General features: G+C 64.2%; 19 protein-coding genes. 18 read left to right on the top strand and 1 reads right to left on the bottom strand.

The genetic code is table 11. The features are described from left to right. Positions 1 to 106: 106 nt before the first annotated feature. Both ACG873_RS22390 and ACG873_RS22385 read left to right on the top strand, forming a co-directional pair. Positions 107 to 484, top strand: a complete 378-nt coding sequence (locus ACG873_RS22390) for a hypothetical protein (protein WP_394887721.1) — start codon at positions 107 to 109, stop codon at positions 482 to 484. A gap of 375 nt (positions 485 to 859) precedes the next feature. Next, complete coding sequence (locus tag ACG873_RS22385; protein ID WP_394893649.1) at positions 860 to 1,396, top strand: DUF1465 family protein; 537 nt, start codon at positions 860 to 862, stop codon at positions 1,394 to 1,396. 51 nt (positions 1,397 to 1,447) lie between these two features. Here ACG873_RS22385 and ACG873_RS22380 read toward each other — a convergent pair whose 3' ends face one another. Then, positions 1,448 to 1,726 (bottom strand): hypothetical protein, encoded by a 279-nt coding sequence (locus ACG873_RS22380; RefSeq protein WP_394887719.1) that lies wholly within the window; start codon positions 1,724 to 1,726, stop codon positions 1,448 to 1,450. Between the two features lie 271 nt (positions 1,727 to 1,997). Here ACG873_RS22380 and ruvC point away from each other — a divergent pair, with 271 nt between their 5' ends. The 16 genes from ruvC (at position 1,998) to tilS (ending at position 14,354) form a co-directional block, all read left to right on the top strand. Continuing rightward, complete coding sequence (gene ruvC, locus ACG873_RS22375; RefSeq protein ID WP_394887717.1) at positions 1,998 to 2,510, top strand: crossover junction endodeoxyribonuclease RuvC; 513 nt, start codon at positions 1,998 to 2,000, stop codon at positions 2,508 to 2,510. Between the two features lie 53 nt (positions 2,511 to 2,563). Then, on the top strand, positions 2,564 to 2,833 hold the full coding sequence (locus ACG873_RS22370; protein ID WP_394887715.1) for an AbrB/MazE/SpoVT family DNA-binding domain-containing protein: 270 nt from the start codon (positions 2,564 to 2,566) through the stop codon (positions 2,831 to 2,833). Further along, positions 2,811 to 3,230, top strand: coding sequence for a type II toxin-antitoxin system VapC family toxin (locus tag ACG873_RS22365; protein ID WP_394887713.1), 420 nt, complete (start codon positions 2,811 to 2,813; stop codon positions 3,228 to 3,230). Before ACG873_RS22370 ends, ACG873_RS22365 begins: the two co-directional genes overlap by 23 nt. A gap of 13 nt (positions 3,231 to 3,243) precedes the next feature. Then, positions 3,244 to 3,864, top strand: a complete 621-nt coding sequence (gene ruvA / locus ACG873_RS22360) for a Holliday junction branch migration protein RuvA (protein ID WP_394887711.1) — start codon at positions 3,244 to 3,246, stop codon at positions 3,862 to 3,864. A gap of 68 nt (positions 3,865 to 3,932) precedes the next feature. Beyond that, positions 3,933 to 4,217 (top strand): AbrB/MazE/SpoVT family DNA-binding domain-containing protein, encoded by a 285-nt coding sequence (locus ACG873_RS22355; protein WP_353644168.1) that lies wholly within the window; start codon positions 3,933 to 3,935, stop codon positions 4,215 to 4,217. After that, the gene (locus ACG873_RS22350) at positions 4,214 to 4,618 is read left to right on the top strand and encodes a PIN domain-containing protein (protein WP_394887709.1); all 405 of its coding nucleotides are present in this window, start codon (positions 4,214 to 4,216) and stop codon (positions 4,616 to 4,618) included. The genes ACG873_RS22355 and ACG873_RS22350 overlap by 4 nt, the downstream gene beginning before the upstream one ends. Continuing rightward, positions 4,615 to 5,655, top strand: coding sequence for a Holliday junction branch migration DNA helicase RuvB (ruvB, locus tag ACG873_RS22345; RefSeq protein ID WP_394887707.1), 1,041 nt, complete (start codon positions 4,615 to 4,617; stop codon positions 5,653 to 5,655). Before ACG873_RS22350 ends, ruvB begins: the two co-directional genes overlap by 4 nt. Positions 5,656 to 5,661: 6 nt before the next feature. Then, on the top strand, positions 5,662 to 6,447 hold the full coding sequence (locus ACG873_RS22340) for a YkgJ family cysteine cluster protein (protein WP_394887705.1): 786 nt from the start codon (positions 5,662 to 5,664) through the stop codon (positions 6,445 to 6,447). Between the two features lie 196 nt (positions 6,448 to 6,643). Then, complete coding sequence (ybgC, locus tag ACG873_RS22335; RefSeq protein ID WP_394887703.1) at positions 6,644 to 7,114, top strand: tol-pal system-associated acyl-CoA thioesterase; 471 nt, start codon at positions 6,644 to 6,646, stop codon at positions 7,112 to 7,114. Positions 7,115 to 7,364: 250 nt separating this feature from the next. Next, positions 7,365 to 8,075, top strand: a complete 711-nt coding sequence (gene tolQ, locus ACG873_RS22330) for a protein TolQ (protein ID WP_165021694.1) — start codon at positions 7,365 to 7,367, stop codon at positions 8,073 to 8,075. Between the two features lie 9 nt (positions 8,076 to 8,084). After that, the gene (tolR, locus tag ACG873_RS22325; protein ID WP_394887701.1) at positions 8,085 to 8,543 is read left to right on the top strand and encodes a protein TolR; all 459 of its coding nucleotides are present in this window, start codon (positions 8,085 to 8,087) and stop codon (positions 8,541 to 8,543) included. 6 nt (positions 8,544 to 8,549) lie between these two features. After that, entirely contained in the window at positions 8,550 to 9,617 is a 1,068-nt protein-coding gene (locus ACG873_RS22320) for a hypothetical protein (protein WP_394887700.1), read from the top strand. Positions 9,618 to 9,688: 71 nt separating this feature from the next. Then, positions 9,689 to 10,978 carry a Tol-Pal system beta propeller repeat protein TolB gene (gene tolB / locus ACG873_RS22315; RefSeq protein WP_394893647.1) on the top strand — a complete coding sequence of 430 codons (1,290 nt, stop codon included), beginning with the start codon at positions 9,689 to 9,691 and terminating at the stop codon, positions 10,976 to 10,978. Positions 10,979 to 11,190: 212 nt separating this feature from the next. Further along, entirely contained in the window at positions 11,191 to 11,694 is a 504-nt protein-coding gene (pal, locus tag ACG873_RS22310; protein ID WP_394887698.1) for a peptidoglycan-associated lipoprotein Pal, read from the top strand. Positions 11,695 to 11,850: 156 nt separating this feature from the next. Then, complete coding sequence (ybgF, locus tag ACG873_RS22305) at positions 11,851 to 12,885, top strand: tol-pal system protein YbgF (RefSeq protein WP_394887697.1); 1,035 nt, start codon at positions 11,851 to 11,853, stop codon at positions 12,883 to 12,885. Further along, complete coding sequence (gene tilS / locus ACG873_RS22300; protein WP_394887695.1) at positions 12,879 to 14,354, top strand: tRNA lysidine(34) synthetase TilS; 1,476 nt, start codon at positions 12,879 to 12,881, stop codon at positions 14,352 to 14,354. Before ybgF ends, tilS begins: the two co-directional genes overlap by 7 nt. The last annotated feature ends 30 nt before the right edge of the window (positions 14,355 to 14,384 follow it).

The raw sequence follows: 14,384 nt of genomic DNA, 5'->3' as shown, positions 1-14,384 counted from the left end.
TGCGAACGGCGTGCGCGCGACATGGATTGGAAACAGTCGCGAGTTAAGGGGCTGCGAGCGGCGGCGCGGGGCCGCCGGTAGTCACGCAGTTGCGAAGGGGGACGTCATGCAGGGCGTTGCGCGGAATTTCTTTGGGCTGGCGATCATCTACGCATTGTGCGGGATGGCGCTCGGCCTTCACATGTCGATCACGCATGACCACGGCCAGATGCCGGTCCATGCCCACACGATGGTGGCCGGGTGGCTGATGTCGGCTGTGTTCGCCTTTTTTTACCACCTGTTTCCGGCGGTCGCCGCACAGCGTCTGGCGACCGTCCACTTCTGGCTGAGCGCCGTCAGCGGCATAGGCCTGCTCGTCGGGCTTTACTTCCTGCTGGGCGGCAATGCTGCGGTCGAACCCTTGGTCGCCATCTCGTCGATCGGGTTTTACGCCAGCATGCTGCTGTTCGTGTTCGTGGCCATGCCGGTGTTCCGGCGCGCCTGATGTGTCTCCATTCGGCACAGATGGAGACCAGCCGGTAAAAAATATCCGGATCGTTAACCCACTGTTAAGCTTTACGGGCGTTTACTATGCGCATCCAGTTTTCTGGATTCTTACCGAGTGGTTTGGAGCCACTTCGTTTGACGCCTCCCTGTTAAACTCCTGAGAGCCGCTTTTCAGCGGCTCTTTTTTTATCTTCGCCGGCCCGCTGTGGACAACCCGCCGCCAGGCTCCCGCGTTAACCTTCTGTTAAACATGTGCTTGCCTTCAATCATGCACGGGCGCATTTTCCCGAAACGGTATCGTATAGGTTCGGAACGCGCCGGCGGGCTGCCATCACATGGCATGCGGCGGTTTCAGGAATGCAGGGGCAACATGATGATCGAGGCTTCCAAGGGCGGCGCGAAGACGGTCCGGCTGGCGGAACGCCGGATCTTCTCCCAGTCCTTCAAGCCCCTCTACAATGAGGGGATGGGGCTGGTCGAACAGGCCGCCGAATATCTCGACGGACCGGGCCGCGCCGAAGCCAAGAAGCTGTCGCGGCTGGCCGCTACGCTCTACGCCGCCGAATCGATGCGGCTCACCACCCGCCTGATGCAGGTCGCCTCGTGGCTGCTTCTGCAGCGCGCCGCCAATTCCGGCGAGATGACCCGCGACCAGGTCGCGTCGGAAAAATCTAAGGTACGCCTCGACACGGCGTCGGCGCATGACGACGCGGCCGGCTGGAGGGAATTGCCCGGAGCGTTCGTCGACCTGGTGAACCGTTCGCTGAGGCTGCAGGCGCTGGTGCGACGGATGGACGAAGAAATCTACGGCGTTGGGGGCGGCGGCGCCGCTGCAGCACCGGTCGGCAGGCGCACCAACCCGGTCTCGGACCAGATCACGCTCTTGAACACCGCGTTCGCCCGCGGCTGACCGGTTCGCCGCCACGCGACACTGGCCGCGCCCCAGCAGCCAACTTTCCTCTTAACTGAGATCCTTAGACGGCGGCTTTCTCCGCCGCTTGCGCGGCGCGTGGTGTTCCGCGCCGCTTGCCGGCTTTTCCGCCGCGACGCCCGGCCAGTTGCGGGCGCAGACCCGGCGCAGGTCGTTGCGCACGAGAGGGTTGTCCAGGACTTCGGCCGCCTCCGGATAACCTTCCTTGATGAGTGCGGAAACGATGGTGATCGGCTCCAGGTGAAGGCCGGTCGCTGCAAGCTCGTAAGCCCGGCTGTAAATGTAGTCTTCGCGCTTCTCGCGAGTCACGACCTCTCCCCTTGGCCTCGCGTCCCTACAAAGTCGAAACGGCGGATATAGGGGACCGTTCAGTTGAGTAAACACTGTTTTAGACGAATGGCGGATGAACCGGCGGAGATGTCGACAGGGACAGGGGGCATTCCGCCGGTTCAACTGCATCCCGCCAGAGGCAAAGGGGGCAGCCTTCGCAAACGTGGCGGCCCGCAATCGGTTCCCTGTTCCGGTACCCGTCCACAGCCTTTATCTGACAAGCGTGGCCGCCCGGGGTAGATTGGCTGGCATGAACGGCGCGATTCGCATCATCGGCATCGACCCCGGGCTACGGCGCACCGGCTGGGGAATCGTCGATACGCTCGGCAATTCGCTGCGCTTCGTCGCCTCGGGCACCGTACGGTCCGACGAAAAGGCGGCGCTTGCCGCGAGGCTTTGCCAGTTGCATGATGGGCTCTCGGAAATATTGCGCGCCCAGTTGCCGCACGAGGCGGCGGTCGAGGCAACCTTCGTCAACAGGGACGCGGCCGCCACGCTGAAGCTCGGCCAAGCGCGCGGGGTCGCCATGCTGGTGCCGGCGCTGGCCGGGCTCGCGGTCGCCGAATATGCGCCCAATGCGGTCAAGAAGGCGGTGATCGGCGTCGGTCATGGCGACAAGAAGCAGATCGCCATGATGGTAAAGGTGCTGATGCCCAAGGCTGTCTTCGACAGCGAGGACGCCGCCGACGCGCTGGCGATCGCCATCTGCCACGCGCATCACCGGCGCAGCGCGGTGGCGAGGCTGGCGGCGCTTGCGGGGTAATGTTCTTGACTTGTTCCCCGACGCCGAGCTAAGTAATACTTGGAGGTATTACCATGCGCGTGACCACTAAGGGCCAAGTGACCATACCGAAGGAAATTCGGGACCGGATGGGTATCGGGCCTGGTTCGGAAGTGGAGTTCGTTCCAACCGAAGAGGGTGCCCGTCTGGTTGCGGTTAACGAAAATCTCTCCGAGAAAGAAGCTGCTCGCAGGTTCAAAGATGCACTCGACCGCATGGAGGGAACGCTGGATCTCGGCGGAATGACTACGGACGAGTACATGGAGTGGTCGCGGGGGCCGCGTGAAGACCTCGACCTTGATTGACACCAATATTCTAATCGATGCGTGGGGCCCTCCAGGCAGGACCACCGAGTGGTCCAAGTCGGCTTTGGCAGAATGTCACGGGAGTGGCGTCCTTGTGGTCAACTCTATTATCTGGTCGGAGCTTGCGCCACTGATTGTGGATGAGGCGGCTCTGGAAGGCGCAGCCGCCAAGCTCAAACTCGCGCGCGAATTCGTTCCGTGGAATGCTGCGTTCCTGGCCGGTGAGACGCACGCCCGTTATCGCCGCGCCGGCGGCAATCGTGAACGTACACTGCCGGATTTCCTGATTGGAGCGCATGCTGTCGTCTTGGGGTATCGCGTTCTGACGCGCGACCCGAAGCGCTACCGCGCCTACTTTCCTGACCTCGAAATCATCGCACCCGATACACATCCATGACACGGAATTCCACATGATCGGCAAGCTCAAAGGCACGCTCGATGAGATCGACGAGGATCACTGCATCGTCGACGTGCATGGCGTCGGCTATGTCGCTTACTGCTCGTCGCGCACCCTTGCCGGGTTGCCCGGCGCTGGCGAGGCGGTGACGCTGTTCATCGAAACCTATGTGCGCGAGGACATGATCCGGCTCTACGGCTTCCGCACCATGCTGGAGCGTGAGTGGTTCCGCATGCTGATGAACAACGTGCAGGGCGTCGGCGCCAAGGTTGCACTGGCGATCCTCTCCACCCTCGCCCCCTCCGACCTGGCAAATGCGATTGCGCTGAGGGACATCGCCACGGTTTCCCGGGCGCCGGGCGTGGGAAAGAAGGTCGCCGAGCGCATCGTCACCGAACTGAAGAACAAGGCGCCGGCCTTTGCCGGAACCGCGTCGGGCACGATCGGGCTGAAGCAGGAACTCGGCGAAGGAGTTGCGCCCGCGCCCGTGGCGGACGCAGTCTCGGCGCTCACCAATCTCGGATATTCGCGCGATATTGCGGCCAACGCCGTGGCGTCCGCAATGAAGAGCGCGGGCGAGGGTGCCGATTCGGCCAGGCTGATAAGGCTGGGGCTGAAGGAACTGGCGCGGTGACGGCATTGCCGGATCGAAGATTTCTTACTATTATCCAGTTGGTAAGAAATCTTGGCAGGAGTCGGAAAATGGGCGGGTATGCTACGTTATCTTCGAAAGGCCAACTCACGATTCCCAAGGACGTTCGGGACGAGTTGGCGCTTGCGCCTGGTGACAAGGTCGTCTGGACCGTGGTGGACGACCATCTCGTGGGAACGCCGAAGAACCTGAATTTTGCCGATCTGGCCGGATTTCTTGGCGATCCTCCAGGCGGGCCAGCAACGCTCGAGGAAATAGATGCGGCCGTCAGGGAAGCCGTCGGGCGGCATGTTGCCGGTGACGACGACCGCAACGACCGCGAGGACGCCGCGTGACGCAGGTAGGAATCGACACCAATATTTTGCTGCGAATGGTGCTCAATGACGACCCGAAACAGCGCGCTAAGGCGCTTCAATTCGGCGATGGCCTCACGTCGGAAAGTCCCGGATATATCAGTCTGATAGTTCTGGTTGAGTTCAACTGGTCACTCGTTTCGCGTTACCGACAGCCAAGGAAGCAGGTGCTGGCGGCCATCAACAGACTTATCAGGACGAAATCGCTCGTATTCGAAAGCCATAATGCGGTAGTTCGCGCCTTGGAGCGGTCGAACAATGCAGGCGTGGATTTTGTCGACGCGCTGATCGCTGAGCACAATCGCGAACAGGGGTGTGCGCATACTGCTACATTCGACCGTGCAGCCGCCGCGAGAATCCCTTCCGTGGAACTCCTCGCATGAACACCGCGCCCCGCCTGATTTCTCCCGACCCACGCGGCGAGGACGCCGACACCACGCTGCGGCCGCAGAGCCTGGACGAATTCGTCGGCCAGGCTGCGGCGCGGGCAAACCTGAAAGTCTTCGTCGAGGCCGCGAAGGGTCGGGGCGAGGCGCTCGACCATGTGCTGTTCGTCGGCCCGCCCGGCCTCGGCAAGACCACGCTCGCCCAGATCATGGCGCGCGAACTCGGCGTCAATTTCCGCTCGACCTCCGGCCCGGTCATCGCCAAGGCCGGCGATCTCGCTGCGCTGCTCACCAATCTCGAAGACCGCGACGTCCTGTTCATCGATGAGATCCACCGGCTTTCCCCGGCCGTCGAAGAGATCCTTTATCCGGCGATGGAGGACTATCAGCTCGACCTGATCATCGGCGAAGGCCCCGCGGCGCGGTCGGTGAAGATCGACCTCGCCAAGTTCACGCTTGTGGCCGCCACCACGCGGCTCGGCCTGCTCACCAATCCGCTGCGCGACCGTTTCGGCATCCCGGTGCGGCTGAATTTCTACTCGGTCGAGGAACTGGAGATGATCGTGCGGCGCGGCGCCCGCATCCTCGGCATGCCGCTCGGCGACGACGGCGCACTGGAGATCGCAAGGCGAGCCCGCGGCACGCCGCGTATCGCCGGACGGCTCCTGCGCCGGGTGCGCGATTTCGCCAGCGTTGCCGGCGCCGACCACGTTTCCCGCAAGGTGGCCGACGACGCGCTGACCCGGCTCGAAGTCGACGCGCTCGGGCTCGATTCTCTCGACCGGCGCTATCTCTCGATGATCGCGCAAAATTTCGGCGGCGGCCCGGTCGGCATCGAAACGATCGCGGCGGGGCTTTCCGAGCCGCGCGACGCCATCGAGGACATCATCGAGCCATACCTGATCCAGCAGGGCTTTATCCAGCGCACGCCGCGCGGCCGCGTGCTGACCGCGAACGCCTGGAAGCATCTCGGGCTGGAAGCGCCGCGCGACCTCGCCATCCAGCAGATCAGCCTGTTCGAGGAAGAGGAGTAGGCCGGCATGCGCCCACCGCAATCACGAGTGGAACGACGGACGCTGCAGCGGACCCTGCGCGAGAGCTACCGCAGCCTGCGGCAAACCGGGCTTGGCTTGCCTGTGTCGCTCACTCAGCTTTTGTCGCTCAGTCTGTTTGCCAAGGACTGTCTCGAACAGCGCGGCGGCTCTCCTGATATGGCCGAGCTTTACTCCATCTTCGATGCGGGCCATGACGACGCACAGAAGAACATGCCGATCGCCTGCCGGAAGGGCTGCAACTTCTGCTGCCACATCGCCGTGTCGGCGACCATCGTCGAGATTGACGTGATCGCCCGGCATGTGAAGTCGACCTGGTCCGCTGCGGCAATCGAAGCGCTGGTCGCCCGCATCGAAACCACCTTTCGCATGAATGTGGACGACCGCATGGCGAAACGCGTCCCTTGCCCTTTTCTGGTGGAGGGGAGCTGTTCCATTTATGCGGTCAGGCCTTTCGTCTGCCGCAGGCAGGTTTCCATCGACGCGTCGCTTTGCGAAAAGGCCCTTGACGGCGCCGATGCGAATTTCCCGTTCATCAAAAGCGTCGGCCAGCATGGCGCAAACGTCAGGGTCGCGACCGCCGCAGCCGCAAAGGCGTGCGGAATCGATTACACCGCCTATGAACTGACGAGCGCCATGCATAAATTCCTGCAGGGGGCGATCGACATCCGGCGTTTCGACAGGCGCAAGGACTTCGGCAACGAAGTGCTCGCAGACGAGATGCCCAGTGACCTGCACAGGCATGTCGAAATCTTCGTCGAATTCATCAAGTAGCGATAGAATCTACTCGTCGAGATAGGCGAGCATGCGGCTCCTTCGTGCCCAGGACGCTTCGGCCTCGATCATCGCTCGCACCTTTACCGGCACGGCGTCGAGTTCGGCGCGTCTTGATCATCGTTATCAATGATGCCATCGGGTTGCGGCGGAATGCACCAACAGGTGTCAGGTCGCGGGCGAGAAGGAAAGCGCGATGGGAGATCATGGTGAACGCGAAAGGCTGATGGCCGGTCTCTCCGGCGAGTTGACGCCGTCCGGACACCGCCTGATGGCGCGGGTGTACTATGCGGATACCGACTTTTCCGGCGTTGTCTACCATGCCCGCTATCTCGAATTCTTCGAGCGCGGCCGCTCCGATTTCCTGAGGCTGGCCGGCGTGCACCATACCGATCTCGCCGGCGGCAAGCATGGCGAAAGGATCGTCTGGGTGGTGCGGCGCATGGAGATCGACTTTCGCGGCTCCGCCCGCATCGACGACATACTGACGGTGGAGACACGCGCCGAGGAGATTTCGGGCGCGCGCATCTTCATGGCGCAGCAATTGAGGCGCGGCGACGAGGTGCTGGTCGAGGCCAGGGTGGAGGCGGCGATCATCGGCGAGAACGGCCGGCCGAAACGCTTTCCGAAGGAATGGGTCGCAGCTTTCATGCCGGGAAAGCCGTAATTCCGACGCCGGCTCCACTAACCCATCCTTAACCTTAACGGTCCATGAAGATACCAGGGCAACGTGTGGCTTGCTCCGGTGAAATCGGGCGGATTCGGCGCGCCTTCGTTTCACCAAACTTTGCCCTGAAAAGGCCCGCGACGGCCGCATTTCAGGGCATTCCGGAAGCTTCGCGCGAACGGACCGAACGGGATGATGCGCATTGGGCTAAGCCGCGAGCCAAGCCCCGGATATCTAAGGAATTGTCTGTATGGAAAACCTACCCCTCGCCGAGCCGGGCGTGCAATTGTCAATCTGGGGGCTGTTCTGGCAGGCCGGCTGGGTCGTGAAGCTGGTGATGATCGGCCTGCTTCTGGCCTCGATCTGGACCTGGGCGATCGTCGTCGACAAGCTGATCGCCTATGCCCGCATGCGCGGCGCGCTGAACCGGTTCGAGCAGATCTTCTGGTCGGGACAGTCGCTGGAGGAACTCTACCGCACGCTCGCAGACCGCAAGACCGTCGGCATGGGCGCGATCTTCGTGGCGGCGATGCGCGAATGGAAGAAAAGCTTCGAGAAGGGCGCGAAGTCGCCGCTCGGCCTGCAGACCCGCATCGACAAGGCGATGGACCTGGCCCTGACGCGCGAAATGGAGCGGCTTGAAGGCAAGCTCGGCTTCCTGGCCACCATCGGTTCGGCGGCGCCCTTCATCGGTCTGTTCGGCACGGTGGTCGGCATCATGACCTCGTTCCAGGCCATCGCGGGTTCGAAGTCGACCAATCTTGCGGTCGTGGCTCCCGGCATTGCCGAGGCGCTGCTCGCCACCGCCATCGGCCTGCTGGCCGCCATCCCGGCAGTCATCGCCTACAACAAGCTGTCGTCGGACGCCGGCAAGATAGCGGTCCGGATGGAAGGCTTCGCCGACGAGTTCTCCGCCATACTCTCGCGCCAAATCGATGAAAAAGTAGCCCCCAAGGGCTGAGGACAAAACATGGGAATGTCAGCGGGACAGACGGGCGGGCGCGGGTCGCGCGGCCACAGGCGGCGCGGCCGCCATCACGGCCTGATATCGGAAATCAACGTCACGCCCTTCGTCGACGTGATGCTGGTGCTGCTCATCATCTTCATGGTGGCGGCGCCGCTGTTGACGGTCGGCGTGCCGATCGACCTGCCGGAGACGCAGGCCAAGGCGCTGAACTCCGATACGCAGCCGATCACCGTCTCGGTCAACCAGGGCGGCCAGATCTACCTTCAGGAGACGGAGATTCCGCTCGAGGAGGTGGTGCCGAAACTCGAGGCGATCGCCCAGGCGGGCTATGAGGAACGCATCTATGTGCGCGGCGACAAGACCGCCGACTACGGCACGGTGATGAAGGTCATGGCGCGCATTTCGGCGGCCGGGTACCGCAATCTCGGCCTGGTGACGCTGCAGGAACAGGACGGCCAGTAAACGCTTATGAAAGCCGGTCTCACCACATCGGTCGTCATGCACGCAGCGCTGCTCGGCTTCGGCCTGTTCACGCTGTCGGCACCGAGCGCGCTCGAGGTCGCCGACATCGAGGCGCTGCCGGTCGACATCGTGCCGGTCGAGGAGATCACCCAGATCCAGCAGGGCGACAAGACCGCGACCGTCAATGAAACGCCGGCGCCGCTGCCGACCAAGAAGCCGGACATTGTGCCCGAGGCACAGAAGGTCGGCGAAAACACCGTCGACACGGACAAGCCGGTTACGCCCGACGCGAAGCCGAAGCCGGTCGAGACGGCGGCCGCGCCCGCTCCTTCACCGGAGCCCGCACCTAAGCCGAAGCCGGTCGAGCAGCCCAAGCCAGAGCCGGTGAAGCAGCCCGAGCCAAAGCAGGAAGCGGCGCCCGCGACGGAAGTTGCGCCGGCCGCCGAGCCCAAGCAGGAGGTAACGCCTGACCCCGTGGCCGAGACGATCGTGGCCGAAACGGCCGAGACCGAGGCGGTGAAGCTTCCCGAAAACGCTCCGGCTCCCGAGGCGCGGCCGAAGCCGCCGCAGGCGCAGACCGCCAAGACGCCTGACCGTAAGGAAGCCGACAAGCCGACGCAGGAAGCGGCGGCCAAGCCGAAATCGGACGAGAAGGAATTCAACGCCGACGAGGTGGCGGCGCTCCTGAACAAGGAGAAGGCTTCCGGCGGCGGCGCCAAGCGTTCGACTCAGCAGGCCGCGCTCGGCGGCGACAAGACCACCAGCGGCTCGAAACTGTCGCAGAGCGAGATGGATGCGCTGCGCGGGCAGGTCCAGCGGTGCTGGAACATCCCGGCCGGCGCGATGGACGGTGAGGCGTTGAGGGTTTCGGTCCAGTTCAGGCTCGATCCCAGCGGCGCGCTAGAGGGCACGCCCGAGATCATCGCCGGCGGCGGTTCGTCCGGCGTCGAGCGTGCGGCTGCCGAAGCCGCGCGTCGCGCGGTGTCGCGCTGCGCCCCCTATAATCTTCCCGCCGAAAAGTATGACGCGTGGGCCGACGTCATCGTCAATTTCGATCCCAGCGAGATGTTCTGAGACGGCATCCGCATCCCCGATCCGGACCAAAGAGGCTGAACTACATGAAGCATTTCCTGACGACACTCCTGATGATGGGCGCTCTCGCGGCCGGCATGAACGTGGCGGCTATTGTGCCGGCGCAGGCGCTGGTCGAGATCGACGTCAACAAGGGCAACGTCGAGCCGCTGCCGATCGCGATCACCGACTTCCTGTCGGGCGACGCGATGGGCGCCGAAATCGCCGGCATCGTAGCGGCCGACTTGAAGCGGTCCGGCCTGTTCGCGCCGATCGACAAGGGCGCGTTCATCGAAAAGATCTCCAACCCCGACGCGGCTCCCCGTTTCGAGGACTGGAAGGTCATCAACGCGCAGGCGCTGGTGACCGGCCGGGTCAGCGAAGAGGCCGATGGCAGGCTGCGCGCCGAGTTCCGGCTGTGGGACACCTTTGCCGGCCAGCAGCTGACCGGCGAGCAGTTCTTCTCCTCCAAGGCCAATTCGCGCCGCGTCGCCCACATCATCGCCGACGCGATCTATGAGCGGCTGACCGGCGAGAAGGGCTATTTCGACACGCGGGTCGTGTTCATCGACGAGTCCGGCTCGAAGAACCAGCGCCGCAAGCGCCTGGCGATCATGGACCAGGACGGCGCCGGCGTGCGCTATTTGTCGGACGGCAAGGCGATCGCGCTGACGCCGCGCTTTTCGCCGACCCGCCAGGAAATCACCTACATGTCCTATGAGAGCGGCGAGCCGCGGGTCTATCTGCTGCAGATCGAGACCGGCCAGCGCGAACTCGTCGGCAATTTCCCCGGCATGACCTTTGCGCCGCGTTTCTCGCCGGACGGCCAGAAGGTGATCATGAGCCTGCTGCGCGAGGACGGCAATTCCAACATCTTTTCCATGGATCTGCGCAGCCGGACGACGACGCGGCTGACCAACTCCAACGCGATCGACACCTCGCCGTCCTATTCGCCGGACGGCAGCCAGGTCGTCTTCACCTCCGACCGCGGCGGCCAGCCGCAGATCTACGTGATGGGCGCCGACGGGTCGGGACAGAACCGCATCTCCTTTGGCGGCGGCAGCTACTCGACGCCGGTCTGGTCGCCGCGCGGCGACCTCGTCGCCTTCACCAAGCAGTCGGGCGGGCAGTTCTCGATCGGCGTGATGAAGACGGACGGCTCCGGCGAGCGTATCCTTTCGACCGGCTTCCAGCAGGAAGGCCCGACCTGGGCGCCGAACGGCCGCGTTCTCATGTTCTTCAAGGAGGAGGCCGGCTCGGGCGGTCCGCGGCTGCATTCGATCGACTTGACCGGGCGCAACGAGCAGGCGATCCCGACCGCGAATTTCGCCTCCGATCCGGCCTGGTCGCCGCTGCTCGAATAATCCGGACAGACGACAAACGCGGCGGCTCACCGTATCGCCGCGTTTGCGCCGCAATTCCGCCTAGGGTGCGCGCAAGCTGTAACAAGCAACGGACCGAGCCGTGGACGGCGGCGCGGAAACCGAAAGTTAACCATGTTTCTTGAACACCGATTAACCGCAACGTGGTTACTGGAAGTTCAATGAATTCACTCAAATGCGAAGGAGAGGCGGGGATGCGCCGCATCGCGAGACTGACCACGAATCCCGTAATCATCGCCATGGTGGCGGCGCTGGCGATAGCCGGCTGCGCTTCCAAGAAGACGCCCAACAGCGCTGCCGATCTCGGTCTTGGCGCGGGCGCGGCGAGCCCCGGCTCGGCCCAGGACTTTACCGTCAACGTCGGCGACCGCATCTTCTTCGACACCGATTCCTCGGCGATCCGCGCCGATGCGCAGGGCACTCTCACGCGCCAGGCGCAGTGGCTGAACAAATATCCGACCTACGCGATCCAGATTGAGGGCCATGCCGACGAGCGCGGCACCCGCGAATACAATCTGGCGCTCGGCGCGCGCCGCGCCGCCGCCACCCGCGACTACCTGGTTGCACGCGGCGTGGCCGCAAACCGGCTGCGCACCATCTCCTTCGGCAAGGAAAAGCCCGTCGCCGTGTGCGACGACATCTCCTGCTGGTCGCAGAACCGGCGCGCGGTAACCGCTCTGAGCGGCGCCGGAAGCTGACATAACTGACACAGTTGCGTTCAAAGGCGGCCCCAGCGGCCGCCTTTTTTCGTTCATGCTGCCCGCAAACAAAATTTGGCCGAAGTCTCCCGCCCTGATAAAAGGCGAAACGCGCGGTTCCGCGCGATGCAAAAGACCACTTTCCGTGAGAGGCATATGTATTTTCGAGCGATCCTGAGCGGCACTCTCGCCGCATTCCTTTTTGCCGGGACGGCCGCATTCGCCCAGCCGACCGAGCAAGACCGCCCCGGCATCATCGACCTGCTGCCCAAATTCGGACTTCCCGGCGTGTTCGGCGCAAAGAAGGCCGACGAGACCGTGCGCTACGCCCAGGCCAGCGATCCGCGATTGGTCGCGCTCGAAGAGCAGATACGCTCGCTGTCGGGCACGATCGAGGAACTCAATTTCCAGATCCTGCAGATGCAGGAGCAGATGCGCAAGATGCAGGAAGACAACGAGTTCCGTTTCCAGGAGCTTGAAAAGCGCTCGGACGCCAAGGGCAAATCCAACCGCAACGTCGCGGAAGCGCCGACGGCAGAACGGCAGCCGCCTGCCGGCGGCGGAGCGGCGGCTCCGGAGCCCGGCAGCGTCGAGGGGGTCATCACAGGCGACGCGACCGCCCAGGATCCGTCCGCGCCCGGCGCGCCGCCGAAGACCTTCGGCACTATCACCTTCGACGAGAACGGCAATGTGAAGAATGGCAGCGTCGACGGGCAGGCGACGCAGGGCGTGATCACGCCACCGCCCGGCGCCGGCGCTCCCCCTCCCGCTCCCGACGGCGCGGTGGTGGCCGCGCTGCCCGCCACCGACGACCCGGAAGAACTCTATCGCAATTCCTACGAATTCATCCTGTCGGGCGACTACAGCACGGCGGAAGCCGGCTTCCGCGACCACATCGCGCGCTTTCCTTCGGACCCGAAGACGGCCGACTCGCATTTCTGGCTCGGTGAATCCCTGCTCGGCCAGCAGAAATACCGCGACGCGGCAGAAGTCTTCCTCTCCGCCAACAAGAGCTACCCGGATTCCAAGAAGGCGCCCGACATGCTGCTCAAGCTCGGCGTGTCTCTGGTCGGGCTCAACCAGCGCGACGTCGCCTGCGCGACCTTCGCCGAAATCGGCAAGCGCTACCCCAATATTTCCGGAGCGCTCAAGGGCCGCGTCAAGCAGGAACAGGCGCTGGCGGCGTGCTGACCCTTCGGGTGGACAGCGACCTTTTAAAACCATTCTCGAAGTTTGATTTTGCGGCGCGCAGCGCGGTCGTCGCGGCAGTGTCTGGCGGCAGCGATTCCATCGCGCTGCTTCTGTTGCTGAAAGCCTGGATCGAAGTGAACGCCCCGGCGGTGCGGCTGGTAGCCGTGACGGTCGACCATGGCTTGCGGCCGGATTCCGCGGCGGAAGCGCTGGCTGTCGCACGTTTCGCCGAAAGCCGCGGTATTGCCCACCGCATCCTCGCCTGGGAGGGACCGAAGCCTGCTACCGGCCTGCCGGCGGCCGCTCGCGAGGCGCGCTATGCGCTTCTGGCCGAGGCCGCCCGAAGCGAAGGGACCGACCTGATCGCGACCGGCCATACCGCCGACGACCAGGCCGAGACCGTCATGATGCGCCAGGCCCGCAGCGACGGCCGCGGCCTGGCCGGCATGGCTCCGGCTACGCTGTTCGACGGAAAGGCATGGATCGTGAGGCCGCTGCTGGAGACGCGGCGCGAGGCGCTGCGCGATTATCTGCGCGCTGGCAGCGTCAAATGGCTGGAAGACCCGACCAATATTAACCAGGCGTTCGAGCGGCCTCGCGCCCGCGCTCGTCTGCGCGAGCAGGCTGATGTTTCTAAATTGCTGGCTGCCGCCCGCGACGCCGCGCTGCTGCGCGAATATCTCGGGCGCGAGGCGGCCGGCCTCATTTGGGCGCATGCTCGCCGCGTCGCGCCTGGCCTGTTCAGGCTCGACCCGGCCTTTGCCACGGCCGAGCCTCGCGAGGCCGCCATCTATGCGCTGCGCATAATGCTCGCCGCAATCGGAGGCACGCCGCATCTGCCCGACGAGACGCGCGCGGCCCGGTTTTTCGACCGGCTTTCAGGAAAGCCGCTTTGCGCCACATTGTCGCGGACGCTGGTCGACCTGCGCCGCGGCGGCGTCTTCCTGCTGCGCGAGACGCGTGGATTGCCCGAGCCGACGGCGGCTCGCGGCGGCATGATCTGGGACGGCCGCTACCGGATCTCAGGAGAGGCCGAGGGTGCTCTCGTCGGTCCGCATGGCCCCAACGCCGAGCCGGAGGCTGACGTCTCCGCCGCGGACGTTCCGCCAAGTCTTTTTCGCGCAGCACTTTCCGCCGAGCCGATGTTTTGGAGGAAAAATGCGCAAACTCTAACCGCTTCTACTGCCCCTCACCCTTACCCTCTCCCCGTGAAGGACGGGGAGAGGGGGGCGTCAGCGTTGGCGACTCCCTCTCCCCGTCCTTCACGGGGAGAGGGTAAGGGTGAGGGGCAATCTTTTTCTTTCCGCCGAGCCGAACCCGCCGCGCCCGTTGCAATCCCGCTCGTCGCGCCCTGGGCGCGCTTCCTGCCTTCCTTCGATCTCGATCCGGCGCGGGCCGTGGCCGAACTGCTGGGCGCCGCGCCGCCTCCGGCCCCGCCATACGCAAAACACAATGGTGCCGGAGCTTAACCGAGAAGAGTGGTTCTGCTTGGCAATGCA

Source organism: Allomesorhizobium aridi (assembly GCF_043769475.1).
Lineage (GTDB): Bacteria > Pseudomonadota > Alphaproteobacteria > Rhizobiales > Rhizobiaceae > Allomesorhizobium.
This window is presented reverse-complemented; position numbering and strand designations above follow the sequence as displayed.